This is a genomic window from Mycobacterium sp. NGS40, from assembly GCF_059812735.1.
Window position 1 is genome coordinate 44385 of record NZ_JCALDG010000007.1, and the last position, 21381, is coordinate 65765.

Below are 21381 nucleotides of genomic sequence, written 5' to 3' on the forward strand. Positions count from 1 at the left end.
CCCGGGTCGGCTCACTACCCTGATGAGCATGGCTGACCAGCTCCAGATCCCCGCTGACCTCAAACCCCGCGACGGCCGCTTCGGCTGCGGCCCCTCCAAGGTCCGACCCGAACAATTGCAGGCGCTGACCACCACCGCAGCCGCGCTGTTCGGCACCTCGCACCGGCAGGCGCCGGTCAAGAATTTGGTGGGCCGGGTGCGCAAAGGGGTGTCGGAGCTGTTTTCCGTACCCGACGGGTACGAGGTCATCTTGGGCAACGGGGGCGCGACCGCGTTCTGGGATTCGGCCGCGTTCGGGCTGATCGACAAGCGCTCGCTGCACCTGACCTACGGCGAGTTCAGCTCGAAATTCGCGTCCTGCGTCGCCAAGAACCCGTTCGTCGGGGATCCGATCGTCATCAAGGCCGACGCCGGAAGTGCACCCGAGCCGCAAACCGACCCGTCGGTTGACCTGATCGCGTGGGCGCACAACGAGACGTCGACCGGGGTCGCGGTCCCGATCAAGCGTCCGGCCGGATCGGGCGACGCACTCGTCGCGATCGATGCGACGTCCGGGGCCGGCGGCCTGCCGGTCGACATCACCGACACCGATGCTTATTACTTCTCGCCGCAGAAGAATTTCGCCAGTGACGGCGGACTGTGGCTGGCGATCATGAGCCCCGCCGCGCTGGCCCGGGTCGAGGCCATCGCCGGGACCGGTCGCTGGGTCCCCGACTTCCTGTCGCTGCCGATCGCGATCGAGAACAGCTTGAAGGACCAGACGTACAACACCCCGGCGATCGGCACGCTCGCGCTGATGGCCGAGCAGCTCGACTGGCTGCTGGGCAACGGCGGACTGGACTGGGCGGTCAAGCGCACGGCGGACTCGTCGCAGCGGCTGTACTCGTGGGCGCAGGAGCGGCCGTACACCACGCCTTTCGTCAGCGACCCGGCGCTGCGCTCCCAGGTGGTGGGCACGATCGACTTCGTCGACGACGTCGACGCCGCGGCGGTCGCCAAGATATTGCGGGCGAACGGGATCGTCGACACCGAGCCGTACCGCAAGCTCGGCCGCAACCAGTTGAGGATCGCGATGTTCCCCGCGGTCGACCCCGATGACGTCAGCGCGCTGACGCAGTGCGTCGACTGGGTCGTCGAGCGGCTTTAGCCATCGGGCCCTCCGGCCATCGGCGCGCAAACCGCCCAGCGTGTCAGCACAGGTTGTGGGCGTTAGCTGGACTAGAGTGCGGCACAGTGACGGGTCCGGAGAAATTGAAGCTGACCTGCACAAAGCCTGCGAGGAGAAGCCATGCGGGAACTCAAAATGGTCGGGCTGGACGCCGACAGCAAATACGTCATCTGCGAGGGCGATGGCCCGGAAGAGCGATTCAAGCTGGCGGCCGACGATCGACTGCGTGACCTGCTGCGTGGCGAAGTGACGCCGCCGGAGCAACCACACCTCGACATGGAAGTCACCAACATGCTGAGCCCCAAGGAGATTCAGGCCAAGATCCGCGCAGGCGCCTCGGTCGAGCAGGTGGCCGCGGCATCGGGCTCTGACCTCTCGCGGGTTCGCCGGTTCGCCCACCCGGTGTTGCTGGAGCGCTACCGCGCCGCCGAGCTGGCAACCGCCGCGCATCCGATGCTGGCCGATGGCCCCGCGGTGATGACCCTGCTGGAGACCGTCAGCGCCGCGATGGTCACCCGTGGCTTGGACCCCAGCGGACTCAGTTGGGACGCCTGGCGCAACGAGGACAACCGCTGGACCGTGCAGCTGGCCTGGAAGGTCGGTCGCTCCGACAACCTTGCGCATTTCTTCTTCGTTCCGGGCGCCCACGGCGGCACCGTCACCGCGGTCGACGACGCGGCCAGTGAGCTGATCGACCCGGACTTCGAGCGTCCGCTGCGCCCGCTGGCCCGGGTGGCCCATGTCGAATTCGAAGAACCGGAGCCGGTGGCACCCGCTCCCACCCCGGATCCGCCGGTGCACAGCCGCCGCGGCAAGCCGGTCATTCCGGCGTGGGAAGACGTGTTGCTCGGCGTGCGCTCGGGCGGACAGCGCTAGCTACGACAGCGTGAGCGCGAGGAGCGCCAGCCACGCGATCGTCACGCCCACTCCCGCGCCCAGCACAAACCAGCGCAGCACCGGGGTGCGCCGCCACCCCCACAGCGTCGGCGCCAGGCCTCCGGCAGCCACCACGTTGAGCCCGACGGCCAACAGGGGATGCACCCGGACCAGCCCGAGACTGAGCACCACGATCGCGGCACCGGTCACCGCGGCGACAAAACCCGCGACCGTCAAACCCGTTGCCCAGGGCACAGACTGGGCGGGCGGGCCGAGTTTGTCGCTCACGCGCCGAGCCTAACCTGATTGCCCGGTTCCTCCTCCGGCCGCGTCGCGGCCCGCATCGTCACCGGGCGACCCGCTCGTAGAACGCCAACGCCGCGGCGGTCGCGACGTTGAGCGAGTCGGTACCGCGCGACATCGGGATGCGCACCCGCACGTCACTGATCCGCAGCGTGGCCGGGGTCAGGCCCGGGCCCTCGGCGCCGACCAGCACCGCGATCCGGTCATCGCGTGCGGCCGCCATCGCCTCGGCCAGCGAGCACGCCCCGGCGTCGGGGGTCATCGCCAGCAGCCGGAATCCCTGTTCCTTGAGCATCCCGAGATCGCCGGGCCAATTCGCCGAGCGCGCATACGGCACCAGCAGCGCATGTCCCATCGACACCCGCACGGCGCGACGGTAGAGCGGGTCGGCGCAGCCGCTGCCGAACATCACCGCGTCCACCCCCAGCCCCGCTGCGTTGCGGAAGATCGAGCCCAGGTTCTCGTGGTCGTTGACCCCTTCGAGCACGGCGATCGTCCGCGCGCCCTCGACGAGTTGCGCAACGCTCGGCTCGGGCACCCGTCGCGCGGCGGCCAGCACACCGCGGTTGAGGTGGAAGCCGACCACCTGGGCCATGACCTCCGCGGACGTGCGGTAATACGGCGCACCGACTCCGGGCAGGTCGCCTTTGAGTTCGTCGAGCCGGCGCCCAGTGCCGAGCAGTGCGTGCGGGGTGAACCGCGACGCCAGCATGCGCTGCACGACCAGCACTCCCTCGGCGATCACCAGCCCTTTGCCGGTCGGCAGGTCCGGGCGGCGGTCGATGCTGTTGAGGTCGCGGAAATCGTCGAGCCGTGGGTCGTCGGGATCGTTGACGTCCTGGACATCCAGGCGCGGGCTCACGGGCTTTCGTCGACGAGCGCCAACATCAAGTCGGCCGCCTCGCGAAGGGTGGCGCGTTTGCCGCTGTCCATCGTCGCCAGTTGCTCGGCCAGCCACTCCTGGCGGGCGCGTCGGGCGGCCTTGACCAATTCGGCGCCGGACTCGGAGACCGAGACCAGAACCTGCCGGCCGTCGACGGGGTGCGGCGTGCGGTCCACGAAGCCCTCGTCGGCGAGCGACGCGATCACCCGGGTCATCGACGGGGGCCGGACGCGTTCGCGAATCGCCAAGGCGCCGGGCGTCATCGCACCCTCGTTGGCCAGGGTCGTCAATGCCGACAGCTGAGAAAGCGACACCGGAGAGGACGGATTCCGGAACCGCAGTTGGCGCGCCAACCGCATAACCGCCAACGACAGGTCGGCCGCCAGCCGCGCATCGCTGTCAGGCATGGCGCGAGGTTACATCGGAACCCGAGAGTTCGGGCTGAGAAACGTCGAACGGTCGCCTATCGCGCATTCGCTGGGACAGACAGCGACGCCCACGCCGCGGTGGCCCCCGCTGCGGGGTTAGATTGATCGCGATGAGCGCCGAACCTGGCCGGAGTCCCGAGCCGCCACCGCTGCCATCCGGGCTGCTGCGAGTGTGGCCGTTCATCACGATCGGCGCCGTGGGCTGGCTGATCGCCGTGGCCGCCGCGTTTCTCGTTCCCTCGCTCGAGAGTTGGCGTCCGGTGGCGCTGGCCGGGCTGGGAACCGGCGCGGTGGGTACGACCATCTTCTTACTGCAGCTCGCCGGGGCCCGTCGTGGCGAGCGAGGCGCCCAGACAGGCCTGGAAACCTTTCTCGACCCTAAATAGCTTCAGCCGGGAGGAAGCGATGGTAGCCCCGCTACTGCAGGCGCAGATCGACATCGACGCGCCGGCCGCGAAAGTCTGGGCCTTGATCTCCGACTTCCGCCGCATGCCGGAGTGGAGTCCGCAGTGTCGCTGGATGAAGGCGTTCGGACCACTGCGTCCGGGCACCCGCACGCTGAACCTCAACCGGCGCCTGGGCCTGCTCTGGCCCACCACGGCCACGGTCGTCGAGGTCATTCCGGAGCAGAAGCTGGCTTTCCGGGTCGACACAAACCGGACGATCTGGAGCTATGAACTCGAGCCCAACGGCGACGGCACCCGGGTCGTCGAAAGTCGGCATGCCGAAAACGGCCTCAGTGCGTACGCGAGCCTGTCGATCAACGCGTTCCTGGGCGGGACAGCGAACTTCGAACGCGAATTGGTCGAGGGTATGAACGCCTCGCTGGCGAGAATCAAGGCCGCGGCCGAGAAAAGCTAGTCGAGTGAATCCGTCGCGGATTCCGAAGCGGCATCCGGTGACTCGGCTGTCCCGGAGGCCTGCGGCGAATCCGACGATTCGGCCGTTTCCGCCACGGCCTCCGGCGTTTCGGTCACGGCCTCCGGCGTTTCGGTCACGGCCTCGGCCGGTTCGTCCGGCGACTCCGGCGTTTCGGCCACGGCCTCGGGCGATTCGTCGGGCGGCTCGGACACCACGGCCGGCGCCTCGGGCGGGGCCGGCGGAGGCGCCATGATGTCAAGGACACCGTCGTCGTAGGGCTCGTACGCCGGCGAACCGCTGCCCGCCGGTGGCGGTGTGTCGGAATGTGCGCCGCAGCCGTACTGCTTGTCGACGATGTGCCCGTCCGCGGACAGCTCGTTGCCGCAGACGCCGAACATCGCGCCCAGCGATCCCGCCAGCGGCAGGAAGAAGCCGCAGTCGCGGCACACCCGTTTGGTGGACCGCGCCATCGCCGCGTCGGGGCCGTAGTCACCGGTGTGCCAGCGCTCGGCGGCGTCGGCCCGGCCCCACAGACTCATCACCCAACGCCGGCCCAGCCCGACTTCGGCGGCGGTCTCGTCGACCTGCGGGTCACCACTGGACATGAAGCCGGGAACCAGCCGCTCGTCGTTCGCCGCCGGCGGCAGCAGATCGCCGGGGCTCAGATCCCCCTGGCGCACCCGCTGGTCCCAGGGCACCCAATTGGGCGCCAGCAGCGACGTCGGCCCGGGGACCAGCACGACCTCGCTGATCGTGGCCTGGTCGGCGCCGGGGTAGGCAGCGACGACGGCGGCCCACTGCCAACCGGTGTAACCGGGCAGGTGAGCCAGGAACCGGTGCGTGGCGGCGTTCGGGTCTTCGAAGCTGACGCCCAGATAATCCCCGACCGCGTCGGGTCCGCTGAACTCCTCGACGGCCGCCCTGGCCTGGTCGACCGCACGCGTGAGCACCGCCGTCAACTCTGCCGGCCAGTCGGCCACGGTTGCCACGGCGGATTCCTCGATGGGTCCGGTCACGCTGTCTTCTCCATGCATCGCGTCTCCAATAGTAGGTTGGCGAGCCGCACCCGGTTGCCCCTCGGTCTAAGTTGGCGAGCCACGCCCGGTTGCCCCCCGGTATAGGACAGAATTGATTTGTGTCTGGACGGCGGCGTGACGATCCGGGCCGTGGGCCCTCCAACCCGGGCCGCCGGACCCGCACTGGATCGACTAATCAGCACCCCGGCATGGCCAACTACCCCACCGACGACGCGGACTATCGACGCACGCGCCGCCCACCTGCGCCACCCAGTGCCAACCGCTACCTGCCCCCGCTGGGCCGGCAGAAAGAACCGAACCGCGACGCCGCGCCCCCGCGTCGCGAATCCTCGGGTGAACGTGAACGGATCACTGTCACCCGCGCCGCCGCCCTGCGCAGCCGCGAGATGGGCTCCCGGATGTATTGGATGGTGCAACGGGCGGCCACCGCCGATGGCGCCGACAAGTCGGGCCTTACCGCGCTGACGTGGCCGGTGGTCGCGAACTCCGCGGCGGACTCCGCGATGGCCGTCGCGCTGGCGAACACGTTGTTCTTCGCCGCCGCCAGCGGCGAGAGCAAATCGAAAGTCGCGCTGTATCTGTTGATTACGATCGCGCCGTTCGCGGTGATCGCGCCGCTGATCGGGCCCGCGCTGGATCGCTTGCAGCACGGCCGGCGCGTCGCGCTGGCGTTGTCTTTCGGGCTGCGTACCGCGCTGGCGGTGCTGCTGATCATGAACTACGACGGCGCCAGCGGCAGTTTCCCATCGTGGGTGCTCTATCCGTGTGCGCTGGGGATGATGGTCTTCTCCAAGTCGTTCAGTGTGTTGCGCAGCGCGGTGACGCCCCGGGTGATGCCGCCGACCATCGACCTGGTGCGCGTGAACGCGCGCCTGACGATGTTCGGTCTGCTCGGTGGCACCATCGTCGGCGGCGCGATCGCAGGCGGCGTCGAGTACGCCGGCGCGAACCTGCTCAAGCTGCCGGGAGCATTGTTCGTCGTGGTGGCGGTGACGGTGGCGGGCGCCTTCCTGTCGATGCGAATACCACGATGGGTCGAGGTGACCGAGGGTGAAGTTCCGGCCACCCTGAGTTATCGCCAGGACAGCGAGCCACTGCGCCGCAGCTGGCATAAGGAAGTCAGCGGGGCACTGCGACAGCCGTTGGGCCGCAACATCATTACCTCGCTGTGGGGGAATTGCACGATCAAGGTAATGGTCGGGTTCCTGTTTCTGTATCCCGCGTTCGTCGCGAAGTCGCACGAAGCCAACGGCTGGGAGCAGCTCGCGATGCTGGGCATCATCGGCGCGGCGGCCGGGCTCGGAAACTTCGCCGGCAACTTCACCAGCGCACGGCTGAAACTTGGCCGGCCCGCCGTGCTGGTGGTGCGCTGCACCGTGGCGGTGTGCGCGGTCGCATTGGCCGCCGCACTGGCCGGCAGCCTGATGGCGGCCGCGATCGCCACCCTGATCACGTCCGCCGCCGCCGCCATCGGCAAGGCGTCGCTGGACGCATCCCTGCAAGACGACCTGCCCGAAGAAAGCCGGGCGTCGGGGTTCGGGCGCTCGGAGTCGACGCTGCAGCTGGCCTGGGTGCTGGGCGGCGCGGTGGGGGTGATGGTCTACACCGAGCTGTGGGTAGGCTTCACGGCCATCAGTGCGATATTGATTCTGGGTCTGGCGCAAACCATCGTCAGCTTCCGCGGCAACTCGTTGATCCCGGGCCTCGGCGGTAACCGGCCGGTGATGGTCGAGCAGGAAGGCATGCCCCGCGACAGCGGCATGACCGCGGCGGTCCCGAAGTGAAACGTGGTGCGGCCGTTGCCCTTGCGGTCGTGGTCGTGCTGCTGGCCGCCGGCGCTGGAGTCGGCACCTGGTGGCTGCTGCGCGACTCGGGCCCGCAGCGACCGGAGATCAGCGCGTACTCGCACGGGCACTCGATCCGGGTGGGGCCCTACATGTACTGCAATGTGCTCAACCTTGATGACTGCCAGCAACCACAAGCTCAGGGCGAGCTGCGGGTCACCGGCCGCTATCCGGTCCAACTCTCGGTCCCCGAGGCGATTTCGCGCGCACCGTGGCGGCTGCTCCAGGTGTATGAAAACCCCGCGAACACGTCGACCACCATGTTCCGGCCCGGCACCCGGCTGGCCGTGACGATCCCATCGGACGACCCACAACGCGGGCGGCTGACCGGAATCGTCGTGCAGTTGCTGACCTTGGTGGTCGACCAGGCGGGTGAACTGCACGAGGCCCCGCATGCGGAATGGTCGGTACGGCTGGTTTCTTCAGGCCGCGCCTAGGCGCCGTGGCCGGCCTGCACTCGCTCGCCGTCGACCGGCGGCCCCGGCGGCGTTCCGTCACCGAAAGGCTTGCCGCCCAAGGCCTCCCGGCCGTGCGCGGTGAGCCAGCTCGCCAGTTCCGGCCCCTTGGGCACGATGCGGGTCGGATTGATGTCGGCATGCACGATGTAGTAGTGCTGTTTGATCTGCACGAAGTCGATGGTGTCGCCGAAGCCCGGCGTCTGAAACAGGTCCCGCGCGTAGGCCCACAACACCGGCATCTCGCTCAGTTTGCTTCGGTTGCATTTGAAGTGCCCGTGATACACCGGGTCGAAGCGGGCCAGCGTGGTGAACAGTCGCACGTCGGCCTCGGTGATGGTGTCGCCCACCAGGTATCGCTGATCGGTGAGGCGATCGCTCACCCAATCCAGCGCGGCGAACAACCGGTCGTAGGCGGCGTCGTAGGCATCCTGCGAGCCGGCGAAACCGCAGCGGTATACCCCGTTGTTGATCTCGGTATAGATCCTCTTGTTGACCTCATCGATCTCGGCGCGTAGCCGCTCGGGATACAGCTCAGGCGCACCGTCGCGGTGCAACGCGGTCCACTCGGTGGACAGATCCAGCGTCATCTGCGCGAAGTCGTTGGTGACGACGGCACCGGTCGGGACGTCGACGATCGCCGGGACGGTGATGCCCTTGGGGTAATCGGGGAAGCGTTTGAAGTAGGCGTCCTGTAGCCGCGGAATCTCCAGCACCGGGTCGATACCGCCCGGGTCGAGGTCGAAGGTCCAACTGCGCTGGTCGTGCGTGGGGCCGCAAAACCCAATGGAGAGAACATCTTCCAGACCCAGGAGTCGCCGCACGATGATCGCGCGGTTCGCCCATGGGCAGGCGCGGGCGACGATCAGCCGATATCGGCCGGGCTCGACCGGATAGCCGTCGCGTCCGTCGGCGGTGATGCGGGTGCTGATGTAGTTGGTGTCGCGGGTGAATTCCCCGGCACCGGCGACATAGCTGGCCATGTCGTCATTCTGCTACTCCAGAGGAGAACCGGCGGTGCTAGGCGTCGAGCTCCCGGGCCACGGCCTTGACCACCTCGGAGACGCGGCGTGCCACCTTGCGGTCGGGGTAGCGCCCCTTGCGCAGCTCGGGTTGCACGGTGCCCTCCAGCAGGGTGATCATGTCCTCGACCATGCCGTGCAGCTCGTCGGGACTGTGCTTGTGATCGACAGCGGGTGCCTCGCGCCGCGTCTTGGCAAGGGTGGGCGGTGGGTCGATCAGCTTGAGACTCAGCGCCTGCGGTCCGCGCCGGCCGGAAGCCAACCCGAATTCCACCTTCTGCCCCGTCTTCAGCCCCTCGACGCCCTCGGGCAACGCCGACGAACGGACATAGACGTCCTCGCCGTCTTCCTGCGATAGGAAGCCGAACCCCTTCTCGGCGTCGTACCACTTAACCTTGCCGGTCGGCACTGGTCTCACCTGCTTGTCTGAAGGAAATGTCTAGGAATGGACAACATAAGAAGCGTCCCGCCTGTGCAGGACGCGATGCGGATTCAGATCCTACTCGGGTGGTTGCCGGACCAGCACCCCCGTTTCCTTCTCACTCGCTAGGCTGGCATTACTGCTGGAGGTGATATGCGCCTGGTTCTGAACATAATCTGGCTGATATTCGGCGGCCTCTGGATGGCCGTCGGATACCTCGCTGCGGCGCTCATCAGCTTCTTGCTCATCATTACGATTCCGTTCGGGTTCGCCGCGCTGCGCATCGCCTCGTACACGTTGTGGCCATTCGGCCGGACCATCGTCGACAAACCGACCGCCGGGACCGGCGCCCTGATCGGAAACGTCGTCTGGGTGCTGCTGTTCGGCATCTGGCTGGCGATCGGCCATTTGGTGAGCGCTGCGGCCATGGCGGTGACGATCATCGGCATACCGCTGGCGCTGGCCAACCTGAAACTCATCCCGGTGTCGCTGATGCCGCTGGGCAAGGAGATCGTTCCGGTCGGGTCGACGGCACAATTCGCGCGGGTGCCCGCATGACGCTGACCGCACTGGGTCTACCAACGGTGCCGAGTCTGACCGGCGGCGCGCCCGCTGCCGGGATGCCAACGGACGGCCCACTGCTCGACACCTACGGCAGGGCCGCCACCGATCTGCGCATATCGCTGACCGATCGCTGCAACCTGCGGTGCAGTTACTGCATGCCTGCCGAAGGCCTGGACTGGCTGCCCGGCGAGCAGCTGCTGCGGCCCGAGGAGCTGGCCAGGCTGATGCACATCGCCGTCACCCGGCTCGGCATCACCAGCGTGCGGTTCACCGGCGGTGAGCCGCTGTTGTCCCGCCACCTCGAAGGCGTGATCGCGGCAGTGGCGGCACTGCGGCCCCGTCCGGAGATCTCGCTGACCACCAACGCCGTCGGGCTCGCGCGACGCGCGGCCAAGCTGGCCGCGGCCGGGCTGGACCGCGTCAACGTCTCGCTGGACAGCGTGAACCGGGATCGCTTCGCGGCCATCACTCGTCGGGACCGGCTCGCCGATGTGGTGGCCGGCCTGGCCGCCGCCCAGGCGACAGGGCTGGCGCCGGTCAAGGTGAACGCGGTGCTGGATCCCGCCACCGGTCGCGAGGATGTCGTGGAGCTACTGGGGTTCTGCCTCGAACACGGCTATCAGTTGCGGATCATCGAGCAGATGCCGCTGGACGCCGGGCACCAGTGGCGCCGGGAGGCCGCGTTGACGGCCGACGACGTTCTGGCGGCGCTGCGGCCGCACTTCCGGCTGCGCCCGGACCCCGCGCCGCGCGGTTCGGCGCCTGCCGAGCTGTGGCTGGTGGACACCGGCCCGAATACGCCCGCCGGAAAGTTCGGTGTCATCGCCTCGGTGTCGCACGCCTTCTGCGGGACGTGTGACCGCACCCGGCTGACGGCCGACGGCCAGATCCGCAGCTGCCTGTTCTCCGCCGACGAGACCGACCTGCGCGGCCTGTTACGCGGCGGTGCGTCCGACGACGCGATCGAGTTGGCTTGGCGCACCGCGATGTGGGCCAAGCCCGCCGGCCACGGGATCAACAACCCGAATTTCATCCAGCCTGACCGCCCGATGAGCGCGATCGGTGGCTGAACTTCCCCTGGACCTCCAGGACACCGACAGCATCGAGGTGACGATCCGCTACTTCGCCGCCGCACGGGCGGCCTCCGGAGCCGAATCGGAAACGGTGGTGCTGCGCGCGGGCGCCACGGTGGCCGAGTTGGTTGAAAAGCTCGCCGCTACGGGTACCCGCCTTGCAACCGTGTTGGATCGCTGCTCGTACCTCTGCGATGGCATCGCGGTCCGCGACGAAACCAAACCGTTGCGCTCGGGTAACACGATCGACGTGTTACCCCCCTTCGCCGGCGGCTAATTTTGTGAGATAGCTCACGTAACGGAATGATAACGGCCCGGACACGGCCCGATATCGGGTTGTGGTGAGCTGGGCAAATCCCAGGTGCTCCTGCGTCTTTCGAAGATGTCCGTGCGGGAAACGCCGAGTTTCGCAGAAAGTGACGGAGTCGACAGAACCCGCTACCGTCTCCGAAGGCTCGCCAAGATCAACCGAGCGGCGGTCCTCCCTCACCCGTAGCGCCGAGCTCCATCCAATGGGCGGGGGACACCGAAATCTGGATGGAGACGGGGGACCCACCGGTCCGCCGGACTGGGGTCGCGTGCGACTCCTTGGGGTGAAGCCGACGTCGGCTCTCGCGAGACGACGGAAGCCGGGTGACCTCTTGAACCCGAACCCGACAGCTGACCTCGCAGGCGCGTCACGAGAGGAAATATTCGGCGCGTATGAGTGGACGTCACCGCAAGCCCTCGACATCCAACATCAGCGTCGCCAAGATCGCCTTCACGGGGGCGGTACTTGGTGGCGGCAGCATTGCCATGGCTGGTCAAGCAGCCGCGGCAACGGATGGCGAATGGGATCAGGTAGCCCGTTGCGAATCGGGTGGCAACTGGGGAATCAACACCGGCAACGGCTACTACGGCGGCGTGCAGTTCAACGCCGGCACGTGGGCCTCGCACGGCGGGGGCGAATACGCCCCGTCGGCCCAGCTGGCCACCAAGGAGCAGCAGATCGCCGTCGCCGAGCGAGTTCTCGCGACGCAGGGCCGCGGTGCATGGCCCGTGTGCGGCACCGGGCTGTCGGCCCCGACCCCGCGCGAGGTCCTTCCGGCTCCGGCGGGCTTGGACCTGCCCGGGCTGAACGGCCCGCTGGCCCCGCCGCCGGCCGACGCGCCACCGCCGGACGCTCCCCCGCCGCCGCCCGCGCCGGTGCAGCTGGCGTCCTTCGATCAACCGGCACCGCCCCCCGCGGATCTGCCAGCGCCGCCTCCGGCGGATCTGCCGGCGCCTCCGGCTGACGCGCTGCCACCGGCACCGCCCGCCGACGCACCGCCTCCTGCCGACGCGCCGCCTCCCGCGGACGCGCTGCCACCGGCGCCGCCCGCCGACGCACCGCCTCCGGCTGACGCACCGCCGCCCGCCGACGCACCGCCGCCCGCCGACGCCGTGCAACAGGCCACGAAGGTCGGCTACACGCAGAAACTGTGGGAAGCGATCCGCGGCGAGGACGTCAACGGCAACGACGCCCTGGACTCGCTGGCGCAGCCTGCCCCCGTCAACTGACGCGGGCGGGCCGGCGCTGAACAGACGGCGCTAGGCCGAACCCACCCATTCGTCGGTTCCGTCGTCGAAAAACTGGTGCTTCCAGACCGGTAGCCGCGCCTTAATGGTGTCGACCAGCTGGGCGCAGGTGGCGAACGCTTCCTGTCGATGATCGGCGGCAACCGCGGCAACCAATGCCGCCTCGCCGATGTGCAGCACACCGATCCGATGGCTGGCCGCGACGGCGCGCACGCCGTGGGAAGCCTCGCTGATCTCGGCCACCACCTCCGCCATCACCTGCGCGGCCGACGGATGCTCGGAGTACTCGAGCCGCACCACCCGGCGCCCTTCGTCGTGGTCACGGATCATGCCGACGAACCCGACGATGGCCCCAGCGGAGCGATGGCCTACCAGTTCTTCATGCTCGGCCAGAGAGATCGGACGGTCGGTCATCGCCGCACGCAGGACGACCGTCATCGCTCGTGGTCTTTGCCCGCGATCTGGTCGAGGGCGTGGTCGAGCACGTCGGCAAGCACTCCCAGGCCGTCACGTACGCCGCCGGGCGAGCCGGGCAGGTTGACGATCAGCGTCCGATCGGCCACGCCGCACACGCCGCGCGACAGCACCGAAGTCGGCACGTTGGGCAACCCGGATTGGCGGATCGCCTCGGCCAGGCCGGGAATCATGTAGTCGACCACCGCGACGGTCTGGTCCGGGGTGCTGTCGGTCGGCGAGATCCCGGTACCACCCGTGGTGAGAATGACGTCGACGTCGTCATCGAGTGCGTTGCGCAGCGCCTCTCCGACCGGGTTCCCGTCGGCGACCACTTCAGGTTCTGTGGCCGAAAATCCGTGCTGCTCAAGCCATTCAGCGATGATCGGGCCGCATTTGTCGGTGTACACACCGTCCGAGGCCCGAGTCGACGCGACAATGATCCGTGCGGACCGCTCGCCCATCAGCGCACCCAACTTCCGGTCTTGCCACCCTCCTTGCGGAGCACGCGCACATCGTCGATACGGGCCGCCGGGTCAACCGCCTTGATCATGTCGTAAAGCGTAAGCGCGGCCACGCTGACAGAGGTCAGCGCCTCCATCTCCACGCCGGTGCGGTCGGTGCTGCGCACCGTTGCGACGATCTCGATGTCCGACTCCCCCACGGTGAAATCGACGTCCACTCCGGTGAGCGCGAGTTGGTGGCACAGCGGGATCAGGTCGCTGGTGCGCTTGGCTGCCAGAATGCCTGCCACCCGAGCGGTCGCCAGCGCATCGCCCTTGGGCAGACCACCGCTGGAGATCAGCGCGACGACGTGCGCGGTGGTGCGCAACGCGCCCGCGGCAACGGCGGTGCGCTTGGTGACTCCCTTTTCGCTGACATCGACCATGTGTGCCGCGCCGCGCTCATCGAGGTGCGACAGTGCGTCCGAGCGGGATTGCTGCGCTTGCCAGACCTGTTCAGGTCTGGAAGCAGCCCCGGAGGCCCCAGCCATCGGAGGGATGCCTACCGGTTGATGACCGTAACCGGGTGAACGTAGGGCAGGTGATCGGATTCCACCGGGAACACCAGGTCGCCGAATGGCGACAGCGCACCCGTGCGATCGGTCACCAGCTCGCTTACCGCATGGTCGTCGGGGTCCGTCGTCGGCCAGCCGTTGTCGACGTACCTGGTTTTGCCCGCCTTGCCCTCAGCAATGTCAGCCACGCCGTACATTCTGACAGGTCCTGCCCGCGCGCGTGGCGCTAGTCGGCCTCGGAGATTTCTTCCCCACAGCCGCCAGCAGGCCCTGGTGCACAGTCGTCGTCGCCGGACCACCCGCAAGCTGCTTTACGCTGGTCAGCAATGACCGACAACACCCCGGATATCCCGCTGGGGTCCTGGCTGGCCGACTTGCCCGACGAGCGGCTGATCCAACTGCTGGAACTACGGCCGGACCTTGCCCAGCCGCCACCCGGCAACATCGCGGCCCTGGCCGCGCGCGCCGGGGCGCGGCAGTCGGTCAAGGCTGCCACCGACGAGCTCGACTTCCTTCGGCTGGCGGTGCTCGACGCCCTGCTGGTGCTGCATGCGGACAGCACGCCGGTGCCGACCGCCAAGCTGCTGGCGCTCATCGACGACCGCGCTCCCGAGGCCGACGTGATCGACGCGCTGGACGACCTGCGGCGGCGGGCCCTGGTGTGGGGCGACGTCGCGACGCGGATGGCCGCCGACGCCGGCATGGCGTTGCCCTGGCATCCGGGGCAGGTGACGCTCGAGGACGCCTCACGCACCGGCGAGCAGATTGCGGAGCTGATCAACGGGCTCAACCAGGCGCAGCAGGAGGTGCTGGACAAGCTGCTCGAAGGCTCTCCGATGGGACGCACCCGTGACGCCGCGCCCGGCGCCCCGGCGGATCGGCCGGTGCCCCAGCTGCTGGCGATGGGGCTGCTGCGCCGGGTCGACGCTGAGACGGTCATCCTGCCCCGCCACGTCGCACAGGTGCTGCGCGGCGAACAGCCCGGCCCGATGCAGCTGACTCAACCCGACCCGGTGGTATCCACGACGACATCCGATGATGTCGATGCTTCGGCCGCCGGCGCCGTCATCGACCTGCTGCGTGAGTTCGACGTGCTGCTGGAAAGCCTTGGCACCACACCGGTTTCCGAGCTGCGCAGCGGTGGTTTGGGAATACGCGAGGTCAAGCGACTGGCCAAGGCAACCGGCATCGACGAGCCGCGGCTGGGCCTGGTGCTCGAGGTGGCGGCCGCGGCCGGGCTGATCGCCAATGGCACGCCCGATCCGGAGCCGGAGAACGCCGACGGCTTGTACTGGGCGCCGACGGTGGCCGCCGACCGCTTCGCCGCGATGTCCGCCGCCGAGCGGTGGCACTTGCTGGCCAGCGCCTGGCTCGATCTTCCGGGCCGACCGGCGCTGATCGGCGGCCGCGGCCCGGACGGCAAACCCTATGCGGCCCTGTCAGATTCGCTGTACTCCACGGCGGCTCCACTGGACCGGCGGCTGCTGCTGGGCATGCTCGCCGACCTGCCCGCGGGCGCCGGCGTCGATGCGTCCACGGCGTCGGCGTCGCTGATCTGGCGGCGCCCACGCTGGACCCGGCGGCTGCAGCCCGGGCCGCTGGCCGATCTGCTGGCCGAGAGCCACGCGCTGGGCCTGGTGGGCCGCGGGGCGATCAGCACACCCGGCCGCGCGCTGCTGGCCGAAACCATCGACTTCTCCGCCACGGTCGACGCGATGGCGCGTGCCCTGCCCAAACCGATCGACCACTTCCTGATGCAGGCCGACCTGACCGTCGTGGTGCCCGGGCCGCTGCAACGCGACCTCGCCGAGGAACTGGCGACCGTGGCCAACGTCGAATCGGCCGGGGCGGCGATGGTGTACCGCATCAGCGAGCAGTCGATCCGCCATGCGCTCGACGTCGGCAAGACCCGCGACTGGATGCACGCATTTTTCGCCGAACACTCTAAAACACCGGTACCGCAAGGACTTACGTATCTCATCGATGACGTTGCGCGGCGCCACGGCCAGCTTCGCATCGGCATGGCCGCCTCGTTCGTGCGTTGCGAAGACCCGGCGCTGCTGGCCCAGGCGGTCGCGGCGGGCGAGGACCTGCAACTGCGGGCACTGGCCCCGACGGTGGCCGTCTCTCCCGCGCCGATCGCCGAGATGCTGGCCACCTTGCGGGCCGCCGGCTTCGCGCCGGCCGCCGAAGATTCCACCGGTGCCATCGTCGACGTCCGTCCGCTGCGGGCACGGGTGCCCACGCCGCAGCAGCGCCGGCCCTACCGCCCGGCACCGCGGCCGAACACCGAGACGCTGAACGCGGTGGTCTCGGTGCTGCGTAAGGTGACCACCGCGCCGTTCGGCAGCAGCCGCGTCGACCCGGCAGCCGCGATTTCGCTGCTGGCGGATGCGGCGAAGAATCAGGACACGCTGGTGATCGGCTACCTCGATGCCGCGGGCGTGGCCAGCCAGCGGATGGTGTCGCCGATCGCCGTCCGGGGCGGGCAGCTGGTGGCGTTCGATTCGGCGTTGGGAAGGTTGCGCGACTTCGCGATCCACCGCATCACGTCGGTGGTGTCGGCGGACAACGGATAATGGACAGATGACCCGCACCGACAACGGGCGCGGAGCACCCCCTGCCGCGCGGCGGCCAGGGACCCGGAGCGCGACGAGGAGGAGCGGCGCCATTGACTGACGGACCATTGATCGTGCAGTCCGACAAGACGGTGCTGCTGGAAGTGGACCACGAGCTGGCCGACGCGGCGCGTGCCGCCATCGCGCCGTTCGCCGAGCTCGAGCGCGCCCCCGAACACGTGCACACCTATCGCATCACGCCCCTGGCGCTGTGGAACGCCCGCGCCGCTGGGCATGACGCCGAGCAGGTCGTCGACGCGCTGGTCAGTTTCTCGCGCTACGCGGTGCCGCAGCCGCTGCTGGTCGACATCGTCGACACGATGGCCCGCTACGGCCGGCTGCAACTGGTCAAGAACCCGGCGCATGGGCTGACCCTGGTGAGCCTGGACCGCGCGGTGCTCGAAGAGGTGCTGCGCAACAAGAAGATCGCGCCGATGCTGGGTGCCCGCATCGACGACGACACCGTCATCGTCCACGGCAGCGAACGCGGCCGGGTCAAGCAGATGCTGCTCAAGATCGGTTGGCCCGCAGAGGACCTGGCCGGGTATGTCGACGGCGAGGCACATCCGATCACCCTGGACCAGGAGGGCTGGGAGCTACGCGATTACCAGCGGCTGGCCACGGACTCGTTCTGGGCCGGCGGCTCCGGGGTGGTGGTGCTTCCGTGCGGCGCCGGCAAGACGCTGGTCGGCGCGGCCGCGATGGCCAAGGCCAGTGCGACGACGCTGATCCTGGTCACCAACATCGTCGCGGCCCGGCAATGGAAACGCGAACTCATCGCGCGCACCTCGCTCACCGAGGACGAGATCGGCGAATACTCGGGCGAGCGCAAGGAAATCCGGCCGGTCACCATCTCGACCTACCAGATGATCACCCGCCGCAGTAAAGGCGAATACACGCATCTGGAACTCTTCGACAGCCGCGACTGGGGACTGATCGTCTACGACGAGGTCCACCTGTTGCCCGCGCCCGTGTTCCGGATGACCGCCGACCTGCAGTCCAAACGACGCCTCGGCCTGACGGCCACGCTGATCCGCGAAGACGGCCGCGAGGGTGACGTGTTCTCGCTGATCGGCCCGAAGCGCTACGACGCCCCGTGGAAGGACATCGAGGCGCAGGGCTGGATCGCGCCGGCGGAGTGCGTCGAAGTCCGGGTCACGATGACCGACAGCGAGCGCATGAACTATGCCACCGCCGAACCCGAAGAGCGTTACAAGTTGTGCTCGACGGTGCACACCAAAATCGCTGTGGTCAATTCGATTCTGGCGAAACACCCCAACGAGCAGACACTGGTGATCGGCGCCTACCTCGACCAACTCGACGAGCTCGGCGCCGAGCTGAACGCCCCGGTGATCCAGGGCTCCACCAAGACCAAGGAGCGCGAGGCGTTGTTCGACGCCTTTCGCACCGGCGAAATTTCGACGCTAGTGGTGTCCAAGGTGGCCAACTTCTCTATTGACCTACCGGAAGCCTCAGTGGCGGTACAGGTTTCGGGAACGTTCGGCTCGCGACAGGAGGAGGCCCAACGGCTGGGCCGGCTACTGCGCCCCAAGGCCGACGGCGGCGGCGCCATCTTCTACTCCGTGGTCGCCCGCGACAGCCTGGACGCCGAATACGCCGCGCACCGGCAGCGTTTCCTGGCCGAGCAGGGCTACGGTTACATCATCCGCGACGCGGATGACCTTCTGGGACCGGCGATCTGACGGCGACTTCAGCGCCCTTGGCGCCGAACGTGTTCTGACTGTGCGATTTTCGGCGATTTTTCGCAGTGGCTGCACGCTCGGCGGAAAAACGTGTTCGCGCTCCAATTTGTATCTGTATGCAACTATTGCATAGTGCTATAGTAGACACTACTACTCATCCGCTACCGAGGTGGGCGCATGAAGATCGCCGTTGTCGGTGCCGGCATCGCCGGCCCAACGCTCGCGTACTGGCTGTCGCGTTACGGCCACGAACCAACCCTTATCGAGAAGGCTCCGCGACTGCGCACCGGTGGCTATGCCGTCGACTTCTGGGGCGGCGGATACGCCGTTGCCGAGCGCATGGGGCTCACCGCCGAATTGCATGCCGCCGGTTATGCGGTGCGCGAAATGCGGCTCGTGGACCAAAATTCGCGACGCGTGGGGGGATTTTCGGCCGAGCTGTTCCGGCAAAACCTCGACGGCAGGTTCGTCACCATTCCCCGTGGTGATCTGGCGACCATGATCTACCGCTCTATCGACCACCGCACCGAAACCCTTTTCGGTGAAAGCATCTCGGCCATCGTGCAACATGACTCGGGCGTACGGGTCACACTCGAGCGGGGCGGATCCCGGCAGTTCGAACTGCTCATCGGCGCGGGTGGCGTCCATTCACCGGTGCGGCACTTGGTGTTTGGGCCGGAGGCGAGATTTGCGACCGATCTCGGCTACCGAGTCGCGGCATTCGAAGTCGAGGGCTATCAGCCGCGTGACGAACTCGTCTACCTCGCCTACACCATGCCCGGGCGCATGGTCGCTCGATTCGCGATGCGCGGCGAGAAGACGATGTTTTTATTCGTCTTCACGACCGATCGCATGAGCGGCCCGGACCCGCAGGATGTGTCACAGGCGAAGACAACCCTGCACCAGGTTTTCGGCGACGCGGGCTGGGAGTGCCCGGAGATCCTGCGCAAGCTCGACGAAGCCTCCGAGGTGTACTTCGACCGGGTCAGCCAAATCATCATGGATCGCTGGTCGCACGGACGGGTCGCGCTTATCGGCGACGCCGCGGCCGCCGTCTCCCTGTTAGCGGGTGAGGGAGCCGGTCTGGCGATGGTGCAGGCCTACATCTTGGCGGGCGAACTGAATCGCGCGGGGGTCGATCACCAGGATGCGTTTCGCAGCTATGAAAGGCAGCTGCGCCCGATCGTCGAGGCCAGACAGCGGTCGGCGCGCGGATTCGCCACGACCTTCGCACCAAAGACGGCGCTGGGTGTGTGGACCCGCAATCTGGCGTCCAGACTGCTCAACATTCCGCGGCTGGCCGAGTGGGTGGTTCGAAGCGAATTCCGCGACAGCATCGCTACCTGAATATGTTGGCTAGCCGGAGCTGCGATTTGGTCGTCGTCCCTGGCGCCGAACGTGCTCTGACTGCGCGATTTTCGGCGATTTCTCGCAGTGGCTGCACGCTCGGCGAAGGATATTAGAGCGACAGGATCGTCGCTGACGCGGTTCCGGGAGCGCCGTACACCTGCGCCAGGCCGACCCGGGGGTTGCCCGGCACCTGACGGTCGCCGGCCTCGCCGCGCAGCTGACGCACCAGCTCATGCACCTGCCGCAGCCCCGACGCACCGATCGGCTCGCCGTTGGCGATCAGCCCGCCATCGGTGTTCACCGGCATCGAGCCGTGAATTTCGGTGGCACCGTCGGCCAGCAGCTTCTCCTGCTCACCGTCGGCGCACAAGCCCGTCTCGGCCATGTGGATGACCTCGTTGCCGGCATCGGTGTCCTGAAGCTGGGCGACGTCGACGTCCTCGGGCCCGACGCCCGCGGCTTCGTAGGCCGCCTTGGACGCGTACACCGTCGGCGAGACGTCCTCATCCAAGGGCGCGAACGTGGCGTGCACCTCGTAAGCACCGAACGTGCGGGTGCGGATTTCGCAGGCGCGTACGTATACCGGCTTGTCGGTGTACTTGTGCGCGATGTCGGCGCGACACATGATGACCGCCGCCGCCCCCTCGTCGGGCGCGCAGAACATGTACTGGGTCAACGGGTAGTTGAGCACGTTCGAGTTGAGGATCTCGTCGACCGAGATCTCCTTGCGCCGAAAGGCATTCGGATTCAATGCGCCATTGCGGAAGTTCTTGTTGGCCACCCGCGCCAGGGTTTCCTGCGAGATGTTGTGGTCGTGCAGGTACTTGTTGGCCTTCATGCCGAAGAACTTGGTGGTGACGAACTGTCCGTTCTGCGCGTACCACTGCGGCAGCGCCAGCTTCGCCGGGTCGTCGGTGAACGCCCCGCGCGGGTGCTTGTCCAAGCCGATGGCGATGCCGATGTCGTACTTGCCCAGCCGAATGGTGTCGGCGGTCTGCTGGATGGCGCTGGCCGCGGTGGCACACGCGTTGAAGACATTGGTGAAGGTGATGCCGGTCAGCCCGACCAGGCGGGTCACCGCGTCGGGGTTGGACACCTCGTGGCTGCCGCCGAATCCGAACTGGATGTCCTTCCACGCCACACCCGCGTCGGTGAGCGCGGCTTGGATGGCCTCGGCGCCCATCTGCATTGCGGTCTTCTCGAACCGGCCGAAGGGGTGCAAGCCCACGCCGATGATGGCGACGTCGTTAGTCATCTCGGATTCTCCTGATCTAGACCGGCTGGAAGGCGAACGTGATGATCTCGTTGCCGTCGGCGTCGGTGGTGAACGGCACCATCGTGAGTTCGACCTCCTGGCCGAACTGCAGTTTGGCCGGGTCGTTCTCGGTCAGCCGCCCCTCGACCCGGATCACGTCGCCGAGCTGCACCAGACCGACGCCGAACGGCACGAAGTCCTTGCCGGTCGGACCGGCGTAGGGGGCCCCGGGCGGGAAACCCTGGGTCGTCCAGGCGACCACGGTTCCGGTCCGCGGCAACAGCACGTCGCTCATCGAGCCGCCGCTGCAGCGCGGGCACCGCTGCTGCACCGGGAAGGTGGTGGCACTGCAATCACCGCATCGACTGCCGATCAGCTGCGGGTTCTCGTCGGGCCAGGTCGAGATCTCGGGAGCGAGTGCCTTCTGCATTGAGGGGTCCTCCAGGAACGTGCGCGGGTGCACCAAAAGAACAATTCTGACTGAACCGTATA

24 protein-coding genes, 1 pseudogene and 1 riboswitch are annotated in these 21381 nt (G+C 67.8%); of the genes and pseudogenes, 13 read left to right on the top strand and 12 right to left on the bottom strand.

Annotated elements, in window-relative coordinates; all coding sequences use genetic code 11:
• Positions 1–22 precede the first annotated feature (22 nt).
• A complete protein-coding gene (gene serC, locus AC5Y5O_RS12630) occupies positions 23–1147 on the top strand; it encodes a phosphoserine transaminase (RefSeq protein ID WP_423790937.1) in 1125 nt (374 codons plus the stop codon).
• 141 nt (positions 1148–1288) lie between these two features.
• Positions 1289–2044, top strand: a complete 756-nt coding sequence (gene sepH / locus AC5Y5O_RS12635) for a septation protein SepH (RefSeq protein WP_096289988.1) — start codon at positions 1289–1291, stop codon at positions 2042–2044.
• On the opposite strand, the gene AC5Y5O_RS12640 is transcribed toward sepH, so the two are convergent.
• Genes AC5Y5O_RS12640 through AC5Y5O_RS12650 form a run of 3 tightly spaced genes read right to left on the bottom strand, consistent with a single transcriptional unit; the run spans position 2045 to position 3637 of the window.
• Entirely contained in the window at positions 2045–2332 is a 288-nt protein-coding gene (locus AC5Y5O_RS12640; protein WP_096289989.1) for a DUF2537 domain-containing protein, read from the bottom strand.
• Positions 2333–2390: 58 nt separating this feature from the next.
• Complete coding sequence (locus tag AC5Y5O_RS12645; protein WP_096289990.1) at positions 2391–3209, bottom strand: TrmH family RNA methyltransferase; 819 nt, start codon at positions 3207–3209, stop codon at positions 2391–2393.
• The gene (locus tag AC5Y5O_RS12650) at positions 3206–3637 is read right to left on the bottom strand and encodes an Rv0880 family HTH-type transcriptional regulator (protein ID WP_096289991.1); all 432 of its coding nucleotides are present in this window, start codon (positions 3635–3637) and stop codon (positions 3206–3208) included. The genes AC5Y5O_RS12645 and AC5Y5O_RS12650 overlap by 4 nt, the downstream gene beginning before the upstream one ends.
• A gap of 131 nt (positions 3638–3768) precedes the next feature.
• Between AC5Y5O_RS12650 and AC5Y5O_RS12655 the strand changes: the two genes are divergently transcribed.
• Together AC5Y5O_RS12655 and AC5Y5O_RS12660 are read left to right on the top strand one after the other, a co-directional pair.
• Positions 3769–4044, top strand: coding sequence for a DUF2530 domain-containing protein (locus AC5Y5O_RS12655; RefSeq protein ID WP_096289992.1), 276 nt, complete (start codon positions 3769–3771; stop codon positions 4042–4044).
• Positions 4045–4063: 19 nt separating this feature from the next.
• Positions 4064–4519, top strand: a complete 456-nt coding sequence (locus tag AC5Y5O_RS12660; protein WP_096289993.1) for an SRPBCC family protein — start codon at positions 4064–4066, stop codon at positions 4517–4519.
• A gap of 239 nt (positions 4520–4758) precedes the next feature.
• On the opposite strand, the pseudogene AC5Y5O_RS12665 reads toward AC5Y5O_RS12660, so the two are convergent.
• Positions 4759–5535: pseudogene (locus AC5Y5O_RS12665) on the bottom strand (DUF3027 domain-containing protein); the annotation flags it as partial.
• Between the two features lie 209 nt (positions 5536–5744).
• Between AC5Y5O_RS12665 and AC5Y5O_RS12670 the strand changes: the two are divergent.
• The gene (locus AC5Y5O_RS12670) at positions 5745–7340 is read left to right on the top strand and encodes an MFS transporter (RefSeq protein WP_096289995.1); all 1596 of its coding nucleotides are present in this window, start codon (positions 5745–5747) and stop codon (positions 7338–7340) included.
• Positions 7337–7837: a DUF2771 domain-containing protein gene (locus tag AC5Y5O_RS12675; RefSeq protein ID WP_500025510.1), complete on the top strand. Its 501-nt coding sequence runs from the start codon at positions 7337–7339 to the stop codon at positions 7835–7837. Before AC5Y5O_RS12670 ends, AC5Y5O_RS12675 begins: the two co-directional genes overlap by 4 nt.
• Here the strand turns inward: AC5Y5O_RS12675 and AC5Y5O_RS12680 are convergent.
• Both AC5Y5O_RS12680 and AC5Y5O_RS12685 read right to left on the bottom strand, forming a co-directional pair.
• Entirely contained in the window at positions 7834–8838 is a 1005-nt protein-coding gene (locus tag AC5Y5O_RS12680; protein WP_500025513.1) for a glutathione S-transferase family protein, read from the bottom strand. The two genes, AC5Y5O_RS12675 and AC5Y5O_RS12680, sit on opposite strands and share 4 nt — an antisense overlap.
• Before the next feature lie 37 nt (positions 8839–8875).
• The gene (locus AC5Y5O_RS12685) at positions 8876–9286 is read right to left on the bottom strand and encodes a cold-shock protein (protein ID WP_085221888.1); all 411 of its coding nucleotides are present in this window, start codon (positions 9284–9286) and stop codon (positions 8876–8878) included.
• Positions 9287–9451: 165 nt separating this feature from the next.
• Between AC5Y5O_RS12685 and AC5Y5O_RS12690 the strand changes: the two genes are divergently transcribed.
• The 4 genes from AC5Y5O_RS12690 (at position 9452) to AC5Y5O_RS12705 (ending at position 12474) form a co-directional block, all read left to right on the top strand.
• Positions 9452–9856, top strand: a complete 405-nt coding sequence (locus AC5Y5O_RS12690; protein WP_096290009.1) for a YccF domain-containing protein — start codon at positions 9452–9454, stop codon at positions 9854–9856.
• Complete coding sequence (gene moaA / locus AC5Y5O_RS12695) at positions 9853–10932, top strand: GTP 3',8-cyclase MoaA (RefSeq protein WP_500025517.1); 1080 nt, start codon at positions 9853–9855, stop codon at positions 10930–10932. Before AC5Y5O_RS12690 ends, moaA begins: the two co-directional genes overlap by 4 nt.
• Positions 10925–11212 carry a MoaD/ThiS family protein gene (locus AC5Y5O_RS12700; protein ID WP_279304552.1) on the top strand — a complete coding sequence of 96 codons (288 nt, stop codon included), beginning with the start codon at positions 10925–10927 and terminating at the stop codon, positions 11210–11212. The genes moaA and AC5Y5O_RS12700 overlap by 8 nt, the downstream gene beginning before the upstream one ends.
• 237 nt (positions 11213–11449) lie before the next feature.
• A riboswitch (cyclic di-AMP (ydaO/yuaA leader) is annotated at positions 11450–11626 on the top strand.
• A gap of 11 nt (positions 11627–11637) precedes the next feature.
• Positions 11638–12474 carry a transglycosylase family protein gene (locus AC5Y5O_RS12705; RefSeq protein WP_500025520.1) on the top strand — a complete coding sequence of 279 codons (837 nt, stop codon included), beginning with the start codon at positions 11638–11640 and terminating at the stop codon, positions 12472–12474.
• A 30-nt stretch (positions 12475–12504) separates the two neighbouring features.
• Here the strand turns inward: AC5Y5O_RS12705 and AC5Y5O_RS12710 are convergent, their stop codons facing one another.
• The 4 genes from AC5Y5O_RS12710 to AC5Y5O_RS12725 are packed head-to-tail and all read right to left on the bottom strand — an operon-like array spanning position 12505 to position 14151.
• Positions 12505–12930, bottom strand: coding sequence for a molybdenum cofactor biosynthesis protein MoaE (locus AC5Y5O_RS12710; protein WP_096290012.1), 426 nt, complete (start codon positions 12928–12930; stop codon positions 12505–12507).
• A complete protein-coding gene (locus tag AC5Y5O_RS12715) occupies positions 12927–13409 on the bottom strand; it encodes a MogA/MoaB family molybdenum cofactor biosynthesis protein (protein ID WP_096290013.1) in 483 nt (160 codons plus the stop codon). Before AC5Y5O_RS12715 ends, AC5Y5O_RS12710 begins: the two co-directional genes overlap by 4 nt.
• The gene (moaC, locus tag AC5Y5O_RS12720; RefSeq protein WP_500025523.1) at positions 13409–13939 is read right to left on the bottom strand and encodes a cyclic pyranopterin monophosphate synthase MoaC; all 531 of its coding nucleotides are present in this window, start codon (positions 13937–13939) and stop codon (positions 13409–13411) included. The genes AC5Y5O_RS12715 and moaC overlap by 1 nt, the downstream gene beginning before the upstream one ends.
• 11 nt (positions 13940–13950) lie before the next feature.
• Complete coding sequence (locus AC5Y5O_RS12725; protein ID WP_096291359.1) at positions 13951–14151, bottom strand: hypothetical protein; 201 nt, start codon at positions 14149–14151, stop codon at positions 13951–13953.
• A gap of 138 nt (positions 14152–14289) precedes the next feature.
• Between AC5Y5O_RS12725 and AC5Y5O_RS12730 the strand changes: the two genes are divergently transcribed.
• The 3 genes from AC5Y5O_RS12730 to AC5Y5O_RS12740 all read left to right on the top strand — a co-directional run bounded on the left by AC5Y5O_RS12730 (position 14290) and on the right by AC5Y5O_RS12740 (position 19631).
• Positions 14290–16542 (top strand): helicase-associated domain-containing protein, encoded by a 2253-nt coding sequence (locus AC5Y5O_RS12730; protein WP_096290015.1) that lies wholly within the window; start codon positions 14290–14292, stop codon positions 16540–16542.
• A 92-nt stretch (positions 16543–16634) separates the two neighbouring features.
• Positions 16635–18284: a DNA repair helicase XPB gene (locus tag AC5Y5O_RS12735; RefSeq protein ID WP_500025526.1), complete on the top strand. Its 1650-nt coding sequence runs from the start codon at positions 16635–16637 to the stop codon at positions 18282–18284.
• Between the two features lie 177 nt (positions 18285–18461).
• Positions 18462–19631 carry an FAD-binding domain gene (locus AC5Y5O_RS12740; RefSeq protein WP_500025528.1) on the top strand — a complete coding sequence of 390 codons (1170 nt, stop codon included), beginning with the start codon at positions 18462–18464 and terminating at the stop codon, positions 19629–19631.
• Positions 19632–19743: 112 nt separating this feature from the next.
• Here the strand turns inward: AC5Y5O_RS12740 and AC5Y5O_RS12745 are convergent, their stop codons facing one another.
• Entirely contained in the window at positions 19744–20889 is a 1146-nt protein-coding gene (locus AC5Y5O_RS12745; protein ID WP_500025532.1) for a thiolase family protein, read from the bottom strand.
• 16 nt (positions 20890–20905) lie between these two features.
• On the bottom strand, positions 20906–21319 hold the full coding sequence (locus tag AC5Y5O_RS12750; RefSeq protein ID WP_096290019.1) for a Zn-ribbon domain-containing OB-fold protein: 414 nt from the start codon (positions 21317–21319) through the stop codon (positions 20906–20908).
• Positions 21320–21381 lie beyond the last annotated feature (62 nt).

What these genes read in the sequence shown, in the direction of transcription:
- moaA (WP_500025517.1), top strand. Translation starts at nt 9,853, where the DNA reads ATGACGCTGACCGCACTGGGTCTACCAACGGTGCCGAGTCTGACCGGC.
- moaC (WP_500025523.1), bottom strand. Translation starts at nt 13,939, where the DNA reads ATGGCTGGGGCCTCCGGGGCTGCTTCCAGACCTGAACAGGTCTGGCAA.
- AC5Y5O_RS12745 (WP_500025532.1), bottom strand. Translation starts at nt 20,889, where the DNA reads ATGACTAACGACGTCGCCATCATCGGCGTGGGCTTGCACCCCTTCGGC.
- sepH (WP_096289988.1), top strand. Translation starts at nt 1,289, where the DNA reads ATGCGGGAACTCAAAATGGTCGGGCTGGACGCCGACAGCAAATACGTC.
- AC5Y5O_RS12660 (WP_096289993.1), top strand. Translation starts at nt 4,064, where the DNA reads ATGGTAGCCCCGCTACTGCAGGCGCAGATCGACATCGACGCGCCGGCC.
- AC5Y5O_RS12705 (WP_500025520.1), top strand. Translation starts at nt 11,638, where the DNA reads ATGAGTGGACGTCACCGCAAGCCCTCGACATCCAACATCAGCGTCGCC.
- AC5Y5O_RS12680 (WP_500025513.1), bottom strand. Translation starts at nt 8,838, where the DNA reads ATGGCCAGCTATGTCGCCGGTGCCGGGGAATTCACCCGCGACACCAAC.
- AC5Y5O_RS12670 (WP_096289995.1), top strand. Translation starts at nt 5,745, where the DNA reads ATGGCCAACTACCCCACCGACGACGCGGACTATCGACGCACGCGCCGC.
- AC5Y5O_RS12740 (WP_500025528.1), top strand. Translation starts at nt 18,462, where the DNA reads ATGAAGATCGCCGTTGTCGGTGCCGGCATCGCCGGCCCAACGCTCGCG.
- AC5Y5O_RS12710 (WP_096290012.1), bottom strand. Translation starts at nt 12,930, where the DNA reads ATGACGGTCGTCCTGCGTGCGGCGATGACCGACCGTCCGATCTCTCTG.
- AC5Y5O_RS12715 (WP_096290013.1), bottom strand. Translation starts at nt 13,409, where the DNA reads ATGGGCGAGCGGTCCGCACGGATCATTGTCGCGTCGACTCGGGCCTCG.
- AC5Y5O_RS12750 (WP_096290019.1), bottom strand. Translation starts at nt 21,319, where the DNA reads ATGCAGAAGGCACTCGCTCCCGAGATCTCGACCTGGCCCGACGAGAAC.
- AC5Y5O_RS12690 (WP_096290009.1), top strand. Translation starts at nt 9,452, where the DNA reads ATGCGCCTGGTTCTGAACATAATCTGGCTGATATTCGGCGGCCTCTGG.
- AC5Y5O_RS12650 (WP_096289991.1), bottom strand. Translation starts at nt 3,637, where the DNA reads ATGCCTGACAGCGATGCGCGGCTGGCGGCCGACCTGTCGTTGGCGGTT.
- AC5Y5O_RS12655 (WP_096289992.1), top strand. Translation starts at nt 3,769, where the DNA reads ATGAGCGCCGAACCTGGCCGGAGTCCCGAGCCGCCACCGCTGCCATCC.
- serC (WP_423790937.1), top strand. Translation starts at nt 23, where the DNA reads ATGAGCATGGCTGACCAGCTCCAGATCCCCGCTGACCTCAAACCCCGC.
- AC5Y5O_RS12730 (WP_096290015.1), top strand. Translation starts at nt 14,290, where the DNA reads ATGACCGACAACACCCCGGATATCCCGCTGGGGTCCTGGCTGGCCGAC.